The following is a 15,246-nucleotide window of genomic DNA, read 5'->3' as shown; positions in this document are numbered from 1 at the left end:
TGATCATCCCCCCCTTTTCATGAAGCCACTTCTTCCTCTCTTTCTCCTCACACTCTGCACCTCACTCTCCGCTGAGACTGGCACTGTCATTGAAACCAAGGTCATCAGCCAGCAGCCCGAATATTATCATGGCTGGCCCACGGTCGCACGTCGTGCGAATGGCGAGTTGTGGGTGACGTGGTCGGGTGGACGCGACGCGCATGTATGCCCCTTTGGCCAAGTGCATGCGATGACCTCGCGCGATGATGGTAAGACCTGGACCTGGCCACGTGTGCTGCTGGACAGCGCGACGGATGATCGTGACTCCGGTGTGCTGGAGACGAGCAAGGGAACATTGATCGTCTCGACCTTCACCTCACTGGCTTATGAGCCCTTTCTGAAGGAGCAGACTGAAGGCAAGAAGAAATCCCACTTCATTGCCGAGGGCAAGCTGGCCGCTTGGCAGGCAGCGCATGCGCGCCTCAATGATGAAGAACGCAAAGCTGAACTTGGGCAGTGGGTCATTCGCTCCACGGATGGTGGCAAGAGCTGGTCACCCCAGATCCCGACGATCGTGAACAGCCCGCATGGTCCCATCCAGCTCAAGGACGGACGTCTCCTCTATGCTGGCAAGCAGCTTTGGACGAAAGAACGCAAGATCGGCGTGTGCGAATCCAAGGACGATGGACTCACCTGGCAATGGCTGGCGGAGATCCCGGCGCGCAAAGGTGATGATGCAGGTGAGAGCTATCATGAGCTCCATGCTGTCGAGGCGGCGGATGGCACACTCATCGCGCAGATCCGCAATCACAACACTGCCGACAAAGGCGGGACGCTGCAGAGTGAATCCAAAGATGGCGGCAAGACCTGGAGCGAGCCGCATGCGATCACTTTTGGTCTGCCATCACATCTGCTGAAGCTGCGTGATGGTCGCCTTGTGATGACGTATGGCCACCGCCGCGCGCCCTTTGGCAATCAAGCACGCATCAGCACGGACAATGGTAAAACCTGGGGCGAGCCCATCATCATCTCCGGTGACGGCAAGGGCGGTGACCTCGGCTATCCGAGCACGGTCGAGATGACTGACGGGACACTGCTCACCGTCTGGTATGAAAGCATGAAGGAGCCCAAGCTGGCTGTGCTGCGTCAGGCCACCTGGAAGCTGAACCCCTAACCTATTTTGCACTGACATGAAGATGTTTGTCCTCATTCCACTGGTCGCCTTGACGGTCGGTCACAGCACCATCGCTTTGGCCGAAAAGACCAAGGCCAAGGTGCCGCCCCAACCGAACGCCCCGCCACCGCCCGCCGTGTCACGCTTTGTCGGCATTGATCATGTCTGCGCCTGGCCGAACCTGACACTGCTGCCGGATGGCAGCATCAATACAACCATCTTCGGCCAGCCAAGTCATGGTCAGATGGCCGGGGCTGCCGAGTGCTGGAACAGTCCTAATGGCGAGTTCTGGACAAAGCGTGGGATTCCAGCGCCGAATGATGCGAACACGAACCGAATGAACGTCGCCTGCGGCCTGGCCAAAAACGGCGACTTGCTGGTGATCTGCTCCGGCTGGACGGATGAGAAGCAGCCTGAGCGGCCCAAACAGCCGATCTTTCGCGATGCCATTCTTTCGTCGTGGGTCTGCCGTAGCAGTGATGGCGGCAAGACGTGGTCACAGATCAAGGACTTCCCCGCGCCTGACGAAGGCTGGACGCCTTACATTCCGTTTGGCGACATCAAGCAAGGTGAAGACGGTGCTCTCCACGTTTCTTGTTATGGTGGCGAATGGACAGATCCGTCCAAGAGCACGAAGACGAAGAGCTATCGCTCATGGCACTTCCGCAGTGACGACGATGGCAAGAGCTGGAAGCGCACCGCGACCATTGGCGAGAAGTGCAATGAGACGACCATTCTGCATCTGGGTGGCAAGCGCTGGATGGCAGCAGCACGCTACGTGAGCATGGAACTCTACTTCTCCGAAGACGATGGAGCGACCTGGGGTGAGCCGCAGATCGTCACGCAGAAGAATGAGATCAATGGTCACCTGCTGCGACTGAAGGATGGCCGCATTCTGCTGGCTTATGGCAATCGCATCAAGACGGGCAACCAACTCGGTGTGCTGGCCAAGTTCAGCAAAGACGAAGGCAAGACCTGGGGCGAGCCGATCCGCATCGGGCACACAAGCACCTGGGATTGTGGTTACCCTAGCACCGTGCAGCGCGCCGATGGCAAGCTGGTGACGGCATGGTATGCCGGTGCCTCGGACTATCACAACCGCTATCACATGGCGGTCGCCATTTGGGATGCGGACCATCCTCCAACCGAACCATGAGGCACGTCGCGTTCATTCTTCTCACGCTGCTTTCCCTGGCATCAGCCCAGGAGAAGTATCCGCCGATGCATCGGCTGACCTGGGAAGAGTACGCTGCTACGCTGGCCCACTGGTCGAAGAAATATCCGAAGGTGGCCCGGCTATACAATCGCGGTCTCAGCGGCCTGAACATGCCGGTGTATCTGCTGCGCATCAGCGATCCGACGGTGAAGGAAACGGACAAGCAAGTGTGCCTGGTGACCACGCTGCACAGCGGTCCCGAGCGCACAGGCACCACTGGTGCGATGGCTTTTGCTGAATGGTGTCTCAGTGATGATCCGCTGGCGATGGAAACGAGGAAGAAGCAAGTGGTGCTGGTCATGCCATGCGTGAATCCGCTGGCGATGTTCATCACGGATCGTTTTCGCAATGAGCATGGAGTCGATCCGTATACTGGCACAGGACGTCTCGGGAAGCTGTGGGATGTGAAGACAGTCACGCTCACCAAGCCTGAGGATGCTCCGGAATTGAATGCCGTGCTTTCGGTGATCGATGAGTATCAACCTGAGGTGCATGTGGACCTTCACGGCACTGGCTTGCAGGAATACTCACCGCAGCAGCTCGGGCCACGGCGCATGTACCATGGCCAGATCATGACGGAGGTCACAGGTGGCGCGTATTCGAACTATGCTTTGAGGCCCTGGGACTGGCGCGTGACGGAGGCGATGATCAAGGCCGGACAAGAGGCAGGCTTTCCATCCGACCGCTTCGAAGCAGATGCGCAGCGCACCTTCTGGGGACCAGAGCTGGCGCCGCTGGGGCGCAAGCTCTGGCATGGAATGCCGCTCTTTTACTCAGCGCACTACAGCTACGCGAAGTATCACACGATGATCATGACCCAGGAGGTCGCGTGGGAGCAAAGTTTGGTCGCCAGGATGAAGGGACTGCTGAGCATCGGCAATCAAGTGTGGATGGATGAGCGAGAGCCAGGTTATCCGGTGAATCGCATGCGGCACTTCGTGGGTCATTATGTCACCACCTATGGCAAGACTGCGACTGAGCGCAGAGCGAGCCGTCACGAACTCTGGAACAAGCAGAGTGATCTCGCGCTAGGCTTTCTCTATCCGCAGACGGACGGTCGGGAGAGCTTCGTGGTCGCCACCACGGCTGCCGCCAAGAAGCTTCTGGCGGTCGATGATCTGCCAGCACTTCGATCCAATCTGAAATCCGCCCTTGGGAAGTATGCGGCCAATGTCGAGCGCTTCATCGAAGAGGGGCCTGAGATCAAACTCGCGATGGAACTGGCCAAGGAGCAGCTCTTGAGCGCCCAGGAGTCAGCTGACATCAAGATCGAGCATGGCATCGGTTTTCGACTTAGATTGCCCTACAAAGCGCCGAGCGGGCTGGTGGTGCAGCTCAATGGCGCGGCTTTGAAGAACAACGCGGTCGATGGTTTCACAAGCTGGTTTGCGGATGGCTTCACGCAGATTCAGGTCAGTGTGCCTCCGGCGAAGGTGCCGACGAACGGTCTCTTCTTCATCACCTGCGCCTATGAGCCTGATGAGAAGCGTCCCACGGGCTGGATGCCGCCCGCTGAGGTGCAGAAAGCTTCCTTCACAGCGACCGCCGATGCCACACCGCCGACCTTCACCGATCTCCACTATGGCGAGCACTTCCGCCAGACCATGGACCTGTGGCTGGCAAAATCGGAGAAGCCGGCGCCGGTGCTCTTCTACATCCATGGCGGAGGCTGGGGAGCGCAGGACAAAGGAGACATCCACCAGCATCTGAAGGTGCAGGACTTTTTGGACAAGGGGATCGCCGTAGTCTCGATCAACTATCGCTTCCTTGTGGATGCGAATGCCGCAGGTGTGAAGCCTCCCCTGCAATGGGCGCTGCATGATGCGGCACGCGCATTGCAGTTCGTGCGATCCAAAGCGAGCGAGTGGAATCTAGACAAGAGCCGCGTGGCCGCGAGTGGAGTGAGCGCGGGCGGATGCTCATCCCTCTGGCTGGCCATGCATGATGACATGGCCGATCCGAAGAGCACTGATCCCATCGCCAGAGCATCCACGCGGGTGCTCTTCACGGCCACGAAAGCCTCACAACCGTCCCTGGATCCTCAAGAGATCAAGGAGTGGATACCTAACAGCGAGTATGGTGGCCATGCCTTTGGCTATGTGGGGAAAAAACGTCCGGAGACCTTTGCGCCATTCCTGACGAATCGTGAGCAGCATCTGCCAGACATTCAACGCTACTCTCCGCTGGCCCATGCAAGCGCGGATGATCCACCGGCCTACATGGTCTGCACGAAGGATGACAAGCCGCCGGTCAAAGGTGAGCCGCAAACTGATCCGACGCATAGCGCTGTGCTTGGCATGATGATGCAGGAGAAGCTGAAGGCCCTCGGGGTTCCCTGTGAAGTGCATCATCCCTTTGATGGTCAGCCCACGACGACGATTCAGGAGATTCTGCTTCGAGGCCTAGCCCCTGCCACTCCGTGAAATCCAGCCTCATCCTCACCGCTCTCTATCTATTGCCCTGGCTGGTCAGCGCGGAGACACTGCTCTTCGTGGATGATCACGAGATTCTTTATCGCCCATCCACGAAACGCACGTTGCATCAGCCTGTGCGGCATGAAGCCAATCCGCTGATCGTCGGCCCATCGATCAAACATCAGATCGCGTATTGCAGTGTGCATCGCGATGAAGCGACGGGACGATATCAGATGTGGTATCAGATGACTGGAGCGGGCTGCGTGGTGTGCTATGCGGAATCCAAGGATGGGATCACGTGGACCAAGCCGGAGCTGGACATTCTCACCTTCAAAGGCATCCCCGACCGCAATGTGGTGCTGACGAGCAGTGACCACTATGATGCCTCTGTGGTGGTGGATGCGCCAGGAGGAGCCGATCCTGCGCGGCGCTATAAGATGGCGTATTGGTCGATCCCTGAACCTGAAGGTGTGCCGGTGGATCCCAAGGAGCCGCGTGGCCGCAATGGTGGCATGTATGTGGCCTTTTCGCCGGATGGCATCCACTGGACGAAGCATGAAGGGCCGGTGCTACTCGGCACCTATGGACGCATCACCGATCCGCCATTCTCCGGCGACACGACACAGCTGGGGCTGCTGAATTCCGTCAGTGATGTGATTGATGCCACCTATGATCCGGTGCGAAAAAAGTATGTTGTCATCGCCAAGGGTTGGATTGATGGACCCGATGGCCGCACGTTTTGGAAGCGCAGTGTGGTGCGGACGGAGAGTGATGATTTTATTCATTGGAGCCCGGCGCGTCAGATCATCACGCCGGATGAACATGACGGAGTGAATCCAGGTGCCTATCCTGGAACTCGTCAAGGAGTGCAACTGCATAGCGCACCGGCCTTTGCCTACCAAGGAGTGTGGTTGGGGCTCATCCAGCTCGCGGACTTTGAGACGCATGGCCAGCAGCCCATCGAGCTGGCGCTGAGCCGTGATCATGGGTTCACCTGGACGAGGCCTTTTCGCGACTCGATGTTCCTGTCCGTGGGCAAACCTGATGCCTTTGATACCGCACGCATCTGGAGCAATGCCACACCGGTGGTGCTTGAGGATGAGATCCGCTTTTACTTCGGCGGCGCGGAGAATCCCTGGGGCTTTGGCAAACGAGAGAAGGAGTGGGGCTCCAAGCTGAAGATGCCCAAGACAGGCATCGGCCTGGCTACTCTGCCACTCGATCGATTTGCCGGACTGAAGCCGCTGGAAAGGATCGGCCAGATCACTCTCAAGCCACGCTCGCTAAAGGGGGTGAAGAGCATCACCGTAAACACTTCAGCCGTGAAAGCAGCGGTGCGTGTGGAGCTGCTGGATGCTCAAGGCTACCGCATCCCAGGCTTCGCGAAGACGGATGCGACACCGATCACGGGAGATCATCTGCGACATGCTGTGAGCTGGAAGGAAGCGAATCTTTCCAAGCTGCCCGATGGCGAGGTCGTGATCCGCATTCATCTCGACCGCGCCGAGGTCTTTGCACTCACTCTCAACTCTGACCCTTCATGAAAACCACCTGCATACTCTGGCTGCTCGGCATGATGTTTCTTCAAGCCGAGGAAAGGACAATCCTGCTCGTGGATGATGAGGAGGTGCTTTATCGGCCCGGCACCCTTCGCAAAGTGGTGCAGTTGAAGCGGCGCTCGCCTGATCCGGTGATTCCGCCAGACAAACCCTGGGAGGCGATGCTGGGCTGGACGAGCGTGCATCGCGATGCCAAAACCGGCAGGCATCAACTCTGGTATCAGGCCTATCAGGAACGCCGCGTGGAAGACAAGGTGATGAAGAATGTGGTCTGCTATGCGGAGTCCATGGACGGCATCACCTGGACGAAGCCGAACCTCGGGCTGTTTCCCTTCTATGAAGAGAAGGACACGAACATCGTGCTCATCGGAGAGCGTGGTGGATATGGCGAACGCTACTGTAACTCTGTGGTGGTGGATGAGCGTGACCCTGATCCGAAGAAGCGCTACAAGATGGCCTACTATGACTGGGTGCCTGCGGAGGGTGAGAAAGGCGGCTCCGGCACGCATGTGGCCTTTTCGCCGGATGGCATCCACTGGACCAAGCATGATGGGGGGATCGTCTCAAAGAGCTCCTTTGGCGCGAAGGGCCGTGAGGCGCCTTTTGCCGATGAGAGTGTGTATGTGGAGGAGCACCTGCCTGATGGCCGCGTGCGCAGGGCCTGGCGAAATCCCATGAGCATGTCAGATGCGCTGGATGTGTTCTACGATCCACGGCTCGAACGCTTTGTGGGGTATGGCAAGATGTGGACCCCCTGGCAGGATGGCACGCTGGGATACAAACACGCGATGGGGCGCATGGAGAGCACGGACTTCATCCACTGGAGCAAACCTGAACTCATTCTCGCGGTGAATGATCGTGACGCGCCGCAGCTCGAGTTTCACACATCGCCGGTGTTCTTTTACAATGGCATGTATCTTTCGATGAACCAGATCCTGGACCGGAGTGTGGGATCCATGGATGCGGAGCTGATGAGCAGCCGCGATGGCAAGCGCTGGGACCGCAGCCTTGCCGGAAGCTTTGCCATCCCACGAGGTGAGCCCGGGAGCTTTGATGCGGGATCGATCATCACGAATGGCACGCCGGTCATCCTGGAGAAAGAGATGCGCTTTTACTATGGAGGATATCGCGGAACGGCCATCGGTGGAGTGGGCCTGAATGAGCAGAAGGTGGGAGGCAAGGACTACCACAGCGGCATCGGCCTAGTGACCACACCACGAGACAGGCTGGCCGCGATCACGATCAATCCAGACAGCCCGGTGAAGGCGCAGAAGAAGGACAAGCCGAAAATCATCAACACGATCGGGCATGTGACCCTGAAGCCGCTGGATCTGAGCGGTGTGAAAAGCGTCACGCTCAACGCGGATGCGAGCAAGGGGCGTGTGCGCCTGGAGGTGCTGAACGAGGATGGCTATCGTCTCCATGGATTCACGAAGGATGAGGCCGTGCCGCTGAAAGGTGACAGCCTCTCCCATGCTCCACGTTGGAAGGAGAAGCAGATCACCGACCTGCCGCCGGGCCGCTACCTCCTGCGCATCCACCTGGAAAAGGCCGACCTCTTTGCCCTCACGCTGAAATGAGCACCACCAAACGCTACCGATCCTGCATCCTGGGCACCTGCTGTGTGCCATGGAGCGGGACTTTTGATTTTGAGGAGGACATCTTCCGCCGGTCGGTGAGGCATCAGATCGCCAGCGGCATTCATGATCTTTATATCTTTGGGACTGCCGGCGAAGGCTATGCGGTGACTGACAAGCAGTTTGATGAAGTCACCCGAGTTTTTTTGGAGGAGACTCACGCGGACGGCATTCAGAGCATGGTGGGCCTCATCAGCATTTCACTGCCGACAGTGATCGAGCGCATCGAACGGGCACGCGACATGGGAGCACGTTGTTTTCAAATTAGTCTGCCAAGCTGGGGTGTGCTGAATGATGCGGAGATGGAGGTGTTTTTCCGCGAAACCTGCGGACGTTTCGCTGACTGTGAGTTCCTGCACTACAATCTCATGCGCACGGGGCGCATCATCACAGGCGATGAGTATGGACGGCTGGCGGAGATGTACCCGAATCTCGTGGCCACCAAGAACAGTACAGCGGATGTGCCGAGACTGACCAGCCTAATGAAGGATGCTCCGCAGCTTCAGCATTTCATCACCGAGGGTGGATTTCCGATTGCTGCGATGATGGGTGAGTGTGGATTTTTAATCTCCTACATCTCGACGAACTTTGCGCGTGCCACGGAGTTTTACCAAGCGGGACGCGCTCAGAATGAGGCTAAGCTGGCAAGTATCTCCAAAGACTTCCCTGGGCTCATCGCAGCCTTCAAGGATGCTGTGGGCACCTCAGCGCATATCGACGGAGCTTTTGATAAGATGTTCTGCCGTGTTCACGACCCGGAGTTTCCGCTCCGGCTGCTGCCACCTTACTCGGGGGTCAGTGATACGGCATTCGCACACTACCTGGAGCTTCTGAAACAAAACCATCCTGACTGGCTGCCATGAAAACTTGGTTTCTTCTCCCGCTCCTCATCAGCAGCGTACTTCAGGCTCAAACAGCCCCGAAGCTGCCCGCGCCGACTTTTGCGAATGTGAGCTATGGTGCGCACGAACGAAATGTGCTGGACCTCTGGCAGGCTAAATCGGCCCAACCAACTCCACTCCTGATCTTCATTCATGGAGGAGGCTGGGCTGGAGGTGAGAAGACGGATCTGCCACCAAAGCTGCTGGCTTACATGCTGAAGGCGGGCATCTCGGTGGCCTCGATCAATTATCGTTATACCAAGATGGCTCTCCTGCCTGCGCCGGTGCATGATGCGGCGAGTGCAGTACAGTTTCTACGCAGCAAGGGCGCCGAGTGGAATCTGGATCCGCAGCACATCGGAGTCTATGGCATCTCCGCAGGTGCCACGACATCACTCTGGCTGGCTTTTCATGATGATCTGGCGGATAAGAACAGTGCTGACCCCATCGCGCGGCTTTCCACGAAGCCGCAGGTGGCGGTGGCGCTATCACCGCAGACCTGTCTTGAGCCACAGATCATCCGGCAGTGGACGGGAGATGAGGTGCTGAAGCATCCGATGATAGCCCGGGCGGTCGGGGCGAAGAAACTGGAAGAGATGGAGAAGCCGAAACCGGAGTGGCTGGTGCTACTGAAGGAGTTCTCCGCCATCAATCACGTGACCGCAGACGACCCGCCGGTGATGGTGCAGAATCCGCGAGTGGATCCGCTACCCGCCGCCAATCAGGGCATCGCCATTCATCATGCGATCTTTGGTGTGAAGCTGAAGGAGAAGGCGGATGCCGTGGGTGCCAAGTGCATCCTGCGTCTGCAAGACAAGCCGGACGCCACACCTGATCCAGAGTCATTCCTGATCGACCATTTGAAAGCAAAATGAAACCCCTCTGCCTTACCACTGCCCTGCCGTTCATCGAGTCCGCACCGGGGAGCGAACCAGCCATTGAAGGACTCGATGTGCGGGTGCTGCGCGGAATGAAGGCTGGAGAGGCGTGGCCGGAAGATGAGGCGGACAGGGTGGAGGTCATGTTTTGCACCACGCCACCGCCGAATCTGGCGAAGTTCAAGAAGCTGCAGTGGCTGCAGATTGAGTCGGCGGGGTTTTCACAACTGTTTCCGTTTGGACTGAATGACGGAAGGATCACGGTGACGAATGCACGCGGCATCTTTGACTGCCCGATTGCGGAATGGAACATCGCGATGATGATCAATCTGGCGCGTGATCTGCGCACGCTGATCCGGCATCAGGATGCGCATATCTGGGAGCGCTCGGCACAGTTCACGGGAGAGATCCGCGGACGCACGGTCGGCATCTGGGGATATGGAGGCATCGGGCGCGAGACGGCACGACTGGCCAAGGTGATGGGCATGCGGGTGCATGTGCTGACACGGTCGGGAGTGAAGTCGCGCGTGGACTCGACCTGCATCGAAGGCTCGGGGGATCCTGATGGCTCACTGCCGGATCGTTATTTCACCGAGCAGGAGAAGGAGGAGTTTCTCAAAGGACTCGATTTCCTGATTCTGGCGCTGCCACTCACGAAGAAGACGGATGGTTTGTTAGGCGAGCCGGATCTGCGGTTGCTTCCCAAGGGTGCGTTTGTGCTGAATCCGGCACGCGGCCCGCTGATTCAGGAACAGGCACTGCTTGCGGTGCTGCGTGACGGGCATCTGGGAGGTGCGGCGCTGGACACTCACTATGCTTACCCGCTGCCCGCAGAGCATCCGCTGTGGAGCTTTCAGCATGTGATCCTGACGCCGCATATCTCGGGCACCTCCTTTTCGCCCAACTTCAGCACCGGGTTGCTGAACATCTTTCGTCTGAATGCGCCCCGTTACCTCGCAGGCGAGCCGCTGCTCAACATCATCCCACCCACTGACCTCCAATGAAAATCACCCGAGTTCGCACTCTTCTCTCCACCGCGCCACAGCGAGACATCTTTATGAAGTCCCGCGTGCGACGGTCCGCTGCGTTCATTCTGATCGAGACTGACACGGAGCTTGTCGGCCTGGGGGAAACCTATGCCGGCTACTTTGTTCCAGAGATGGTGCCGGAGATCGTGAAGTTCTATGAGCCGATCCTGGTGGGGCAGTCGCCGATGGATGTGGATGTGCTCAGTCGTCGTATGTTCACTTCCGGCAAGTTCTGGGCGCGTGTGGGGCTGGGGTCCATAGTGCTGAGCGGTATTGAGTCGGCGCTATTGGATCTCAAAGGTAAGGCACTTGGGGTGCCGGTGTATGAGTTGCTCGGAGGGCGCTGCCATGACACACTTCCTTGTTATGCCACGGGTGGCACGAGTCCGCATGACCGGGGGGAGCTTGAGGGTAAGGTGTCGCAGTATTTGAGTCTGGGATTTCACGCCGTGAAACTTGGTGCGGGGACGTATCGCGGGCCGGGACATCCGATTGTAGGCTCGCGCACGCCGCAGGAGGCGCGTGATGTGGAAGTGAGCAAGGTTGAGTTTTTGCGGCAGCGCTTTGGGGATTCGTTCCAGCTCAATCTGGATGCACACATGGACTTTCTGGGTGAGGCAGATCATGTGTGGAATCTCGCGACGGCGCAGTTTGTTCTGAAAGCATTGGAGACGTATCCTATAGGCTTCTTTGAGGAGGCGCTGCCGTATACGGACATGCGGGCTTACGGAGAGCTTCGGAAGTCCACGACGATTCCAGTGGCGGGGGGTGAGACGCTGACGAGCCTGGAGGAGTGGCGTGACTGGCTGGAGCACAAGCCGTTTGCGCTGGCGCAGCTCGATGCGTCCTTCATGGGCGGCATCATGAACTTCATCAAGATCGCGAGACTGTGTGAGTTGCAAGGCGTGTCCATCGCCACGCATGCGTGGTCATCGACTCCAGGGGTGGCGGCGAATCTGCATGCGGCGTTTGCGTGCCGAAACACGGCGGTGTGTGAGATGGCGGCTTACAATCCGACACGGCCTGAGCTGAACACACACATTGTGGCGCCGCTACTCACGGATCTTTGGATTGAGCCGCCGGTGATTGAGAACGGGCGGATCCGGCTGGCGGATACTCCGGGGCTGGGTGTGCGGTTGCCGGATGGATTTCTGGACAAGCATCCGTTTGAGCCAGGGAGCGGTGAGTTCAGCTCGGTGACGGGCAAGATCCTTCAGCCATGAGTGGAGGTAAAAAGATGAAGGGTAGAAATATTTTCCGAACCATGAAGGCACTCACTTTTTTATTTACTAGTCTTGTCGCAGTTAGTGCTGCGGCGGAGCCGATTTCGTTGGAGGGCCGGCGAGAGCTGATGCTGGATGACTATCTGATTGAGAAGATGCAGGGGGCGGCTTTGAAGCTGCACAGGCCGGAGGCGCAGTATGTGGCGCTGGTGTGTGATGCTGAGTGGGAGGGCAATACTTCCGGCTATTTCAGCCTGTTCCAGGATGGTGATCTGTTTCGGTGTTACTACCGTGGATCACATCACGGTGAGGAGGGTGGGAAGCCGAGTCATTCCGGCGTAACATGCTATGCGGAAAGCCGTGATGGCATCACCTGGACGAAGCCGAAGCTGGGACTGTTTGAGTTCAGAGGGTCGAAGGAGAACAACATTGTCCACATGGGAGACGGCTGCGGCACCTTTGCGCCCTTCCTTGACTCAAATCCGAACTGCCCTCCCGAATCACGTTTCAAGGCACTCGCCACGATGGGCAACGACGTGGAGCGCAAGAAGAACCCTGCCCTGCAGGCCTATCAGTCCGCGGATGGATTGCACTGGAAGCTCATGCGCGACAAACCGGTGATCACCGCGGGCTCGTTTGATTCCCAGAACACGGCGCACTATGATAATGCGCGCGGGGAGTATCGGGCTTACTGGCGCTACTTCACGGGTGGTTATACCGATGAACGAGGGTGGAAGCCGAAGGGTGTACGAGCCATCCGCACGGCGACCTCGAAGGACTTTCTGACTTGGGAGAACCATGCCAACCTGGACTATGGCAAGGATGCGCCGGAGGTACAGCTCTACACGAATGCCACGCGCCCTTATGCGAGGGCACCGCATTTGATGCTGGGCTTTCCGACACGCTATCAACCAAAGCATTCGCAGGTGGAGCCGGTCTTTATGAGCAGCCGGGACCGCGTGAACTTTAAGAGGTGGGAAGAGGCGCTCATTCCTATCACCGCGCCGAAGGATCGTGATGGCAACCGAAGCAACTACATGACCTGCGGAATGCTCTTTCTGCCGGGCAAGCCGAGCGAACTTTCTGTCTATGCCAGCGAGGCTTACTATGCGGGACCCGGAAGCAGGATCCGGAGGTTCAGTTTTCGTGTGGACGGGTTCGTCTCGGCAACAGCCAAGCAAGGAGAGCTGTTAACCAAGGCGCTGACGTTTGCAGGGACGAAGCTGAATTTGAACCTGGTGAGTCGCGGTGAGTCACGGGTCGAGATTCTGGATGAGGCTGGAAAGCCGGTGCCGGGATTCACGGCCGAGGATTGCCAGCCTTTGAAGGGGGATTTTGTCGATCAAGCGGTGAGCTGGAAGGGTGGCGATCTCTCGAAGCTTGCTGGCAAGACGGTACAACTGCGGTTTGTGCTGAGTGATGCGGATCTGTTTGCGCTTCAGTTTTTTCCTTAACCTTCAGTCACGCTCACTTTCCAATCCAGACCACTATGAAGCATTCCATCTCTCTGATCTTCCTTGCTCTGCTTGTGATCGCGAACGGCGCTATTGCTGAAGATCCGCAGAAGGTGGAGGGGTATGACAAGGTGGTGTTTCATCATGGGGCGAACCGAGGGATTCCGACGCGGGACTTTCTCGGAATGGCTGGAGGACACATGACGGCAGGATGGTGGTCTGAGGAGCAGATGAAGAAGAACATGCTCTCGTGGAAGACGGCGGAGGTGCCGGAGAAGCAGATCACGACCTTTTCATTTGTGGGTGCGACCAGTGTGCTGCCTTCGGAGTTCTCCATCGGGCCGGAGGTCAAGATGTCGCTCAACGGGAAGTATGTTCTGACCTTCACGCTGGGGATGAATCGGGATTTCGTGTGGAGCGGGTCGGGTTGCAAACTGCGCTATGTGTCGAAGCGGGTGGAGTTTCCTTACTTCAACTCACACCGGGAGTTTGATCTGCATGGCAACAGCGGCGTGTATGAACTGACCGTGCCTGCGGAGATGGTGGAGGCAGGGCAGGCGGCGGAGATCCAGGTGAAGGTGCAGCCGTTCCCGACCTGGACGCATGGCTGGTTCATGGTCAAGGCGCGCAAGGAGACGCTGAAGAACTCGACGGCCTCGCTGAAGAACGAAATCGAGGCGCTGCGGCAGGATCTGGCGATGCTGCAGCAGCAGACTCATATTCTGGCGACGAAGGCTTATCCTGAACTGTCCGGTGCGGACAAGTTTCAGCATCAGGTCATCTACAACAATGGCTTCCGTCATCTCCATCCGGCGGATTTGGTTCGGCTGAAGAATGGGGAGTTGCTGCTGTTCAGTCGTGAGGGCACGGAGCACATCTCCAATGATGGGGATGTGATCATGCTGCGGTCCAAGGATGGCGGCCAGACGTGGGGTGACAAGCAGGTGGTAGCGAAGATCGAGAAGGTCGATGAGCGTGAAGGCTGCGGTGTGCAACTGAGTGACGGCACCATTGTGCTGGGGATCTTTTACAACAACCTTTACCGTGAGGACGGCATCTACAACTATGAGCACAAAGCTCTACTGAATGAGAAAAACCGGCTGGGGGCTTATGTGATCACTTCCAAGGACAACGGACACACGTGGTCCGAGCCTAACTATATCGACACCAGTGGCATGTCTTTCCGCAATGTGGAAGGGCCCACGGATGCTCCGATCGAGATGCCGGATGGATCCATCCTCATGGCGATCATCGGCTACAATTATGAAGGAGATCAGGGCAACCGGTCCTCGGTGATGCTGCGCTCCACGGACCAGGGGAAGACATGGAAGCATCACTCCACTATTGCCAGTGATCCGGGGAATAAGCTGGGTGGGTTTATGGAGCCTGGTATTGTGAGGACGAAGTCGGGTCGCATCATAGCCGCGATGCGCAATCATGCGGGCGAGAATGCCATCTGGACGGCCTACTCCGATGATGATGGCAAGACGTTCTCGCCCGTGCAGAAGACTTCTATGATTGGGCATCCGGTGGACTTGATTCAACTCGCGGACGGCCGGGTGATGGCGAGCTACAGCATCCGCACCATGCATGCGCGGCCTGGGGGTGTGCGTGCGTGCTTCAGCCCAGATGACGGCAAGACCTGGGACCTCAGCAGCGAGGTGCAGCTGCGCAACGACTTCATCAACTGGGACATTGGGTATCCGGAATCCATGGAACTGCCCGATGGGCGAGTACTGACGGTGTATTACTACAATCTGTTTAACAAGTATTACATCGGAGGGACGGTCTGGAAGCCCTGAC

General features: G+C 57.8%; 11 protein-coding genes. All 11 read left to right on the top strand.

Going from position 1 to position 15,246, the window contains the following annotated elements:
* Positions 1-19 precede the first annotated feature (19 nt).
* From BGE01nite_RS09445 to BGE01nite_RS09395, 11 genes are read left to right on the top strand one after another with little or no spacing between them, the layout of a single operon-like run.
* Entirely contained in the window at positions 20-1,153 is a 1,134-nt protein-coding gene (locus BGE01nite_RS09445) for a sialidase family protein (RefSeq protein ID WP_146850203.1), read from the top strand.
* 16 nt (positions 1,154-1,169) lie between these two features.
* Complete coding sequence (locus tag BGE01nite_RS09440) at positions 1,170-2,309, top strand: sialidase family protein (RefSeq protein WP_146850202.1); 1,140 nt, start codon at positions 1,170-1,172, stop codon at positions 2,307-2,309.
* Positions 2,306-4,792, top strand: a complete 2,487-nt coding sequence (locus BGE01nite_RS09435; protein WP_170266694.1) for a carboxylesterase family protein — start codon at positions 2,306-2,308, stop codon at positions 4,790-4,792. The genes BGE01nite_RS09440 and BGE01nite_RS09435 overlap by 4 nt, the downstream gene beginning before the upstream one ends.
* Positions 4,789-6,327 (top strand): glycoside hydrolase family protein, encoded by a 1,539-nt coding sequence (locus BGE01nite_RS09430; protein ID WP_146850200.1) that lies wholly within the window; start codon positions 4,789-4,791, stop codon positions 6,325-6,327. The genes BGE01nite_RS09435 and BGE01nite_RS09430 overlap by 4 nt, the downstream gene beginning before the upstream one ends.
* Positions 6,324-7,922 (top strand): hypothetical protein, encoded by a 1,599-nt coding sequence (locus BGE01nite_RS09425; protein ID WP_146850199.1) that lies wholly within the window; start codon positions 6,324-6,326, stop codon positions 7,920-7,922. The genes BGE01nite_RS09430 and BGE01nite_RS09425 overlap by 4 nt, the downstream gene beginning before the upstream one ends.
* A complete protein-coding gene (locus BGE01nite_RS09420; protein ID WP_146850198.1) occupies positions 7,919-8,842 on the top strand; it encodes a dihydrodipicolinate synthase family protein in 924 nt (307 codons plus the stop codon). The genes BGE01nite_RS09425 and BGE01nite_RS09420 overlap by 4 nt, the downstream gene beginning before the upstream one ends.
* Positions 8,839-9,735: an alpha/beta hydrolase gene (locus BGE01nite_RS09415; protein ID WP_146850197.1), complete on the top strand. Its 897-nt coding sequence runs from the start codon at positions 8,839-8,841 to the stop codon at positions 9,733-9,735. The genes BGE01nite_RS09420 and BGE01nite_RS09415 overlap by 4 nt, the downstream gene beginning before the upstream one ends.
* The gene (locus BGE01nite_RS09410; RefSeq protein WP_146850196.1) at positions 9,732-10,742 is read left to right on the top strand and encodes a D-2-hydroxyacid dehydrogenase; all 1,011 of its coding nucleotides are present in this window, start codon (positions 9,732-9,734) and stop codon (positions 10,740-10,742) included. The genes BGE01nite_RS09415 and BGE01nite_RS09410 overlap by 4 nt, the downstream gene beginning before the upstream one ends.
* Positions 10,739-11,989: a mandelate racemase/muconate lactonizing enzyme family protein gene (locus tag BGE01nite_RS09405; protein ID WP_146850195.1), complete on the top strand. Its 1,251-nt coding sequence runs from the start codon at positions 10,739-10,741 to the stop codon at positions 11,987-11,989. The genes BGE01nite_RS09410 and BGE01nite_RS09405 overlap by 4 nt, the downstream gene beginning before the upstream one ends.
* Before the next feature lie 41 nt (positions 11,990-12,030).
* Entirely contained in the window at positions 12,031-13,443 is a 1,413-nt protein-coding gene (locus BGE01nite_RS09400) for a hypothetical protein (RefSeq protein WP_146850194.1), read from the top strand.
* A 35-nt stretch (positions 13,444-13,478) separates the two neighbouring features.
* Positions 13,479-15,245: a sialidase family protein gene (locus BGE01nite_RS09395; RefSeq protein ID WP_146850193.1), complete on the top strand. Its 1,767-nt coding sequence runs from the start codon at positions 13,479-13,481 to the stop codon at positions 15,243-15,245.
* The last annotated feature ends 1 nt before the right edge of the window (position 15,246 follow it).

Origin of the sequence: Prosthecobacter gellanilyticus, assembly GCF_007992435.1 — a bacterium.
GTDB lineage: Bacteria > Verrucomicrobiota > Verrucomicrobiia > Verrucomicrobiales > Verrucomicrobiaceae > Prosthecobacter > Prosthecobacter gellanilyticus.
The sequence above is the reverse complement of the archived record's forward strand: the minus strand, read 5'-3'. Positions and strand labels throughout refer to the sequence as shown.

Coding starts and splice junctions, on each gene's coding strand:
- BGE01nite_RS09445 (WP_146850203.1), top strand. CDS start 20: ATGAAGCCACTTCTTCCTCTCTTTCTCCTCACACTCTGCACCTCACTC.
- BGE01nite_RS09440 (WP_146850202.1), top strand. CDS start 1,170: ATGAAGATGTTTGTCCTCATTCCACTGGTCGCCTTGACGGTCGGTCAC.
- BGE01nite_RS09435 (WP_170266694.1), top strand. CDS start 2,306: ATGAGGCACGTCGCGTTCATTCTTCTCACGCTGCTTTCCCTGGCATCA.
- BGE01nite_RS09425 (WP_146850199.1), top strand. CDS start 6,324: ATGAAAACCACCTGCATACTCTGGCTGCTCGGCATGATGTTTCTTCAA.
- BGE01nite_RS09420 (WP_146850198.1), top strand. CDS start 7,919: ATGAGCACCACCAAACGCTACCGATCCTGCATCCTGGGCACCTGCTGT.
- BGE01nite_RS09415 (WP_146850197.1), top strand. CDS start 8,839: ATGAAAACTTGGTTTCTTCTCCCGCTCCTCATCAGCAGCGTACTTCAG.
- BGE01nite_RS09410 (WP_146850196.1), top strand. CDS start 9,732: ATGAAACCCCTCTGCCTTACCACTGCCCTGCCGTTCATCGAGTCCGCA.
- BGE01nite_RS09405 (WP_146850195.1), top strand. CDS start 10,739: ATGAAAATCACCCGAGTTCGCACTCTTCTCTCCACCGCGCCACAGCGA.
- BGE01nite_RS09400 (WP_146850194.1), top strand. CDS start 12,031: ATGAAGGCACTCACTTTTTTATTTACTAGTCTTGTCGCAGTTAGTGCT.
- BGE01nite_RS09395 (WP_146850193.1), top strand. CDS start 13,479: ATGAAGCATTCCATCTCTCTGATCTTCCTTGCTCTGCTTGTGATCGCG.